The sequence below is a fragment of the Streptomyces sp. SID3343 genome, from assembly GCF_009865215.1.
GTDB lineage: Bacteria > Actinomycetota > Actinomycetes > Streptomycetales > Streptomycetaceae > Embleya.
On sequence record NZ_WWJX01000960.1, the window covers coordinates 1 to 5,845 of the forward strand.

Consider the following 5,845-nt stretch of genomic DNA (forward strand, 5'->3'; position numbering starts at 1 on the left):
GGCGGCGGCCACGATCATCCGGATGCGGTCGGTCAGGCGTGCGCTGTCCGGCAGGAGGGCCACGGTGCGGCGGGCCAGGTCGGTCAGGTCGGGGGAGACCTCGAAGGGGGCCACGTCGACGAGTTCGGCGCGCCACAGCCAGTGGGCGACCGATTCGAGGCGATGGTCGACGAGTTCGGCCACGTCCCGGCCGCGGTAGTACAGGTGGTCGTCGGCGAGCAACGTCAGGTGGGTGTGGATGCGTTCGATCGAGCCGTTGGGGTCGCGGCGCCCGCCGATGCGCTTCGCCAGCGCCTCGACCTCGGCGGTGGCGAAGCGGCTGCCGCGCCGGCGTACCGCGCGTTCACTGGTCAGCAGCCCGCGACTGACGTAGGCGTAGACCGTCTCGGGTTTGACGCCGAGCCGCTGTGCGGTCTGGGCGGTGGTCAGGTAGTCGTGCGGGTAATCCTGCTCACTTCCACCTTCCGGAACGGTGCTCCGACCAGCCATTTCGTTCCAGCCTCCGGCTCATGTTGATCCCGTCAATATTGACGATACTTGATTGCTGATCGACATTCGTGGTCAGGCGGGACGCGCAGCCGGCGGCCGGGACACCGTGCCCGGACCGGATGGAAGGCGCGCCATGCCGGTCGTCACGGACGAGGGGATGCACATGGCTGGGATCGATGTACCCGCGGGCCTCAAGGGCGTGGTGGTCACCACCACCGAACTGGGCGACGTACAGGGCGCGAAGGGCTTCTACCACTACCGGCAGTACTCGGCGATCGAACTGGCCCGCACCCGCTCGTTCGAGGACGTGTGGTTCCTGTTCGTCCACGGCCGACTGCCCGCGGCCGAGGAACGCGCGCCGTTCGCCGCGGAGGTGGCGCGGCTGCGCGTACTGCCCGAGGAACTTCGGCCGGTGCTCCGGGCCATCGCGACGGCCGGCGACCGCTTCGATCCGCTCGCCGGGCTGCGTACCGCCCTGTCGTTGGTCGGCGCCGCGCGCAACCTGCCGCCGCTGTGGGAGGCAGCACCCGAACGGCGCGCCGCCGACGCGCTGTTGGTCGGCGCGGTGACCCCGACCATCCTGGCCGCGCTGTACCGCATCCGCGAGGGTGCCGAGCCGCTGGAGCCGCGGGCCGATCTGTCCACCGCGGCCAACTGGCTCTATCTGGTCACCGGCAAGGATCCCGAACCCACGCAGGTGGCCGCGATCGAGCGCTATCTGACCGCCACCATCGACCACGGCTTCAACGCCTCCACGTTCACCGCGCGCGTGATCGCCTCGGCGGGCGCCGACCTGGTGTCCGCGGTGGCGGGAGCGATCGGCGCGTTCTCCGGACCGCTGCACGGCGGGGCGCCGGATCGCGCCCTGGAGGCGCTGGACGAGATCGGTACCCCGGACCGCATCGACGCGTGGGTACGCGCCAAAATCGCCGCAGGGGATCGGATCATGGGCTTCGGCCACGCCGTCTACCGCACCGAGGATCCCCGCGCGGTCATGCTGGCCGAGATCGCCGGCGAACTCGCCGGGCACGCCGACGCGCAGGGCGTCGAGTTGGTCGACTTCGCCGACACGGTCCACCGTCGGGTGACCGAGATCCTCGCCGAACTGAAGCCGGGGCGGGAACTGCACGTCAACGTGGAGTTCTACGCGGGCGTGGTGATGGAACTGTGTGGCCTCCCGCGATCCATGTTCACCCCGACATTCACCGCGAGCCGGGTCGTCGGCTGGTGTGCCAACATCCTGGAACAGGCCACCGAAACCAAGATCATCCGCCCCATCGCCCGCTACACCGGCCCCCGCCCGCCGCAACTCGTCCCGCCCGCCTGAGACCGGCCGCAGAACATCGGACACGGACTACGCCTCGGCGGTTTCGGCCGTTCCCCGACCCGCGGGTCGGCGTCCGCCTCCGGCGTCGGAACGGCCGGCGCCGGCCGTTCCGATCGGCACGTCCCGCGCGCCGGACGACCACGTCCGTCACGACCCACGCGATTCGGCGGTCCGTGCTCGCGCGAGTCCGACCGGGCGGAAAATCGCCGCGTCGCGGCATCGATCCGTACGGATGCAGGGCACTGCCCTTCCGCTCCGGGAGGTGTCGCTTGCGCGCGGGCGGTTTGCGCGCTTTGGTCCAGAGGCACGCTCCGGAAGGTGATCGGCGGGTGACCGCCCGTTGCGCCGAGTTCGTTCGGCGCACGTACCGGACAGATGCGAAAGCGCAGCCGCAGCGCGAGTGCGGCCCAGAAGTCGGGAGAATCGTCATGGTGCCGAGCCGAGTCGAAATCGTGTCCGTCGACGACGGGGCCGCCTTTTGGGACGACCGGTCGGCCCTCGTGTCCGGCCTGGGAGAGACCCCGCCCCGGGTGCCGGCCCATTTCGGCTACGACGCGCTCGGGTCGGACCTGTTCGAGTTGATCACCGAGTTGCCCGACTACTACCTCACCCGGGTCGAGTACGGCCTGCTGGAGCGCAATGCCCACGAGATCGCCGACCTGATCGGGTGCGGGCGGATCGCGGAGTTGGGCAGCGGAAGCGCCAAGAAGACCCGCCTGTTGTTGTCGGCCTGTGTCGATCGCCGGACCACCGCCTACCTCCCGATCGACGTCAGCCGCGAGATGCTGGAGGCAAGCGGGCGCGATCTGACGACCGAACTTCCCGACCTGCGGGTGCAAGGGTTGTGGGGCAGGTATCAGGCGGGGCTGGCCTGGCTGCGGGACGGCGAGGCCGAGCCCGTGGTGGTGGCCTTTCTCGGGAGCAACCTGGGCAACGCCACGCCGGATGAGCGCGACGCGCTGCTCCGCGACATCGCCGACACGCTTCGGCCCGGCGACGGCTTTCTGGTGTCGGTCGACCTGCGCAAGCCGGCCGAGGTGCTCGAAGCCTGTTACAACGATCCCCGCGATCGATCGGCCTTCACCCGGTTCCGACTCAATCACCTGGCCCACCTCAACCGGCGGTTCGGGGCCGACTTCGACCCGCGGTACTTCCGTTCACGGGCGCACTACGAACCCGAGAACTCCACCGTCCACGCGCACGTCTACGCGACCGAGGACCAATCCGTAACGCTGCGCGAGTTGGACCTCGCCTTGAACCTTCGGCGCGGTGACTCGCTCAACGTCGGCTTGTCCCACAAGTTCGACCGCTCGCAGTTCGTGGCCGACGTCGCCGCGCGGGGACTGGAGCCGCGCGCTCAGTGGATCGACGAGGACTGGCAATACGGGATCTTCCTCTTCGGCCGCTGATCGGTGAGAACTTTCGGACCAACCGGGCCTGGGTCAAAGCGGGTTCGACGGTCTTCGGCGGCGGATACGGGGCGAGCCAAGCGGCCCGCCCCGAGCCGCCCGGCCCGCCCGGAGCCCAAGCGGCAGCGGGCCGACGAACTCACCGCGTTCCACTCGATGTTGCGGGTACAGCGGCGTCGCTCCCGAGCCCGGTCGCCGACCTCGTCACGCGCCGCCCTCGTTACGCTCCGGCCGCGCCGCGACACCGGGCCGGTCGACTGCACCGGCCGCCCACCACCTCGCCTGCCGGTCGACGCTCAGTCGCAGATCGCCTTGTCCAGGAGAGCTTCGACGGCGTCGTCGGGATCACCCCGGAAGTCGGGCGTGAGCGCGATCGTGACCTGGCGGCGGCGGTCCTCCGTGGAGAACGACCAGGCCTGGTACGCCAGGGCATCGCCGTCGTTGCCGTACACGCGAACCCCGCACGAGGTGTCCTGCCATTGCAGCCCCAGGCCGTACTGCCTGCCCTCGACGCCCGCCGTCTTCATCTCGTCGAGCAGGCGGCTCGAAAGTAGACGCCCACCGACCAATTCGGCCATGAACCGGTTGAGATCCTCGGTCGTGGAGATCATCTCGCCACCGGCACCCATCAGCGACGGGTTCATCCGGGTGAAGTCGACGAGCTGCGTCTCGTTGCCCTGCCGTACCGGGATGTAGCCGTGTGGGTGCGGCCCTGGGATACCCGAGGACGTCCCCGGCAGCGAAGTGCCGCGCAGCCGCAGCGGTTTGATGAGCCGGCGCTCGATCTCCCTGGCGTACGACCGGCCGGTCACCTTTCGGATGATCTCGCCGAGCAGGAGGTAGCCGGTGTTGGAGTACGCGTACCGGGCCCCCGGCTCGGACGTCGGCGCCTGGGCAACCGCCCGCCGGATCAGCTCGGTCGCGGTCCAGGTCCGGAACCGGTCGGCCTCGAACTCCGGAGTCGGCGGCATCGGCAGCGTCTGCCGGTAGTCGGGGACTCCACTCGTGTGGTTGAGGAGCTGCCGTACGGTGATCCGATCGCCACCGGGGACGACGCCGGGCATCCACCTTTCGACCGAGTCGTCCAGGCGCAACCAGCCCTCGTCCACGAGTTGCAGGACGACGGTGGCGACGAACGTCTTCGTGATGCTGCCCACCCGGAACCGGCCGTGCGTCGGCACTTCCCGCGTCGTGCCCAGTTCGGCGACACCGCTGGTGGCTCGCCACTCGCCGCCGTCGCCACGCACCTCCATCAGCGCCCCCACGGCGCCGTTCGCGGTGATGTCGTCCAGCCCTTGCCGCAACCCGCTGCGGTCCGTCTTCTGCGGCGAGGCAAACGCGGCCGACGGCACCGCCACCACCGCCAACGCCGTCGCCGCCGCCGCCACGGTCACCATCGCCCGATGTACGCGCTTCATACCAGCCCCCGATACCTGCGAGTTGTGCACCTCGGGGCCGTTCCCCGTTGGCAACAAGCGTGCTGCACAACGCAGTCGACCGACGATGGGGCTGTTGGCCGTATCCGTCGGGGGGCTACCCCCCTACAGCGTCGCGCCCACCTCCGCCTCGCCGTGCCGAGTTCGGCCGTCACCCGGATCGGCGCCCACGGGTCGCCGCACGGTCGATCCGATCCGCACCACCACGCTCCGAGCACCCGCCCCCGCGACGACCACAGCGCCGCTCCCGGTGGTCCGCAGCCAGGGTTTCGAACAAAGGTCCACTGTGGAGCGGATATCGCCGAACACGCAGCACTATGGAGCGTTTTGGTCCTGTCTCGCGGGTGGGTGCTTCGATACGTTCGTTCCGATCTTGGGACTGGTCATGCCCGCGTGCCGGGGTGGGGGGTCCGCCGAACTCCGGCCCCGGGCAACGCCGCTGCACGGGCTGCGCAGCCTGCCCGTTTCCGCGCGAGGGAAGGGAACTTGTGGCGCTTCAGGTGGAGGATCTGCGCAAACTGTTCGATGGCGGAGGGTCCGCCGCTCCCGTGGAACTCCCCGGGAGCGCATTCGACTTCCGGTACGACCCGTTCCTCGCGGTGGTCGCCGACGGAGTACTGCGCCTGGAGCTCGCCGCCGGCGACGGTGAGGCCGACCTCGATGCTGCCGGCACCGCGGTCTCCGCACTGCGCGCCGAACCGGTGCCCGTACGCGTCACGTTCCATGGTCGAGCCGGCGAGGTGGTCGCGGCGACGCTCACGGCCGAACCCGCCGAACCCGCCGTCCCGGCCCACCTGCCGGCACGTGGTCTCGGCCTGGACTGCGCCCCGTTGCCGCCGACCGCGGCCGTCACGCGTTTCGTCGTGCGGGCCGATGCCGAGCACCTGCTGCTCACGGGCAGCGGCCCGAGCCTGCGACTGGCGGTGCTGTGCCGAGGCGAGCGGCTGCTCGTCGCCGAATTCCGGGACGACGCGGGGCAGACCTGGCGGATCGTCGCCACGGACCGCGAGCTGACCCGGGAGCAAGTCGCCGCGGCGGCAACCGAGTTGGCGGCCGAGGGTGCGCCCGTGACGCCGCCGCGTACGCCGCTCGCCACGGGCTGCGCTCGGCCGGCGTCCTCAAGCGCGCGCCTGCGGAACCCTACGAGGACTCCACCGACCCGGTCGTCCTCCTGCAGGGCGCGA

The 5,845-nt window shown here is 70.4% G+C and carries 5 protein-coding genes; 3 read left to right on the top strand and 2 right to left on the bottom strand.

The genetic code is table 11. The features are described from left to right. Positions 1–489, bottom strand: a 489-nt coding sequence (locus GT354_RS30160; RefSeq protein ID WP_161359546.1) for a helix-turn-helix domain-containing protein, incomplete at its 3' end; no start/stop codon positions are given. 157 nt (positions 490–646) lie between these two features. Between GT354_RS30160 and GT354_RS30165 the strand changes: the two genes are divergently transcribed. Next, the gene (locus GT354_RS30165; protein ID WP_161359548.1) at positions 647–1,816 is read left to right on the top strand and encodes a citrate/2-methylcitrate synthase; all 1,170 of its coding nucleotides are present in this window, start codon (positions 647–649) and stop codon (positions 1,814–1,816) included. Positions 1,817–2,244: 428 nt separating this feature from the next. After that, entirely contained in the window at positions 2,245–3,225 is a 981-nt protein-coding gene (locus GT354_RS30170; protein WP_161359547.1) for an L-histidine N(alpha)-methyltransferase, read from the top strand. A 296-nt stretch (positions 3,226–3,521) separates the two neighbouring features. Here GT354_RS30170 and GT354_RS30175 read toward each other — a convergent pair whose 3' ends face one another. Next, a complete protein-coding gene (locus GT354_RS30175) occupies positions 3,522–4,643 on the bottom strand; it encodes a serine hydrolase domain-containing protein (RefSeq protein ID WP_237535608.1) in 1,122 nt (373 codons plus the stop codon). Between the two features lie 506 nt (positions 4,644–5,149). On the opposite strand from GT354_RS30175, the gene GT354_RS30180 reads away from it, so the two are divergent. Then, a partial coding sequence (locus GT354_RS30180) for a hypothetical protein (protein WP_202512484.1) occupies positions 5,150–5,845 on the top strand: 696 nt, incomplete at its 3' end.

Excerpts from the sequence above, each read along its gene's own strand:
- GT354_RS30165 (WP_161359548.1), top strand. The coding sequence starts at position 647 with ATGCACATGGCTGGGATCGATGTACCCGCGGGCCTCAAGGGCGTGGTG.
- GT354_RS30170 (WP_161359547.1), top strand. The coding sequence starts at position 2,245 with ATGGTGCCGAGCCGAGTCGAAATCGTGTCCGTCGACGACGGGGCCGCC.
- GT354_RS30175 (WP_237535608.1), bottom strand. The coding sequence starts at position 4,643 with ATGAAGCGCGTACATCGGGCGATGGTGACCGTGGCGGCGGCGGCGACG.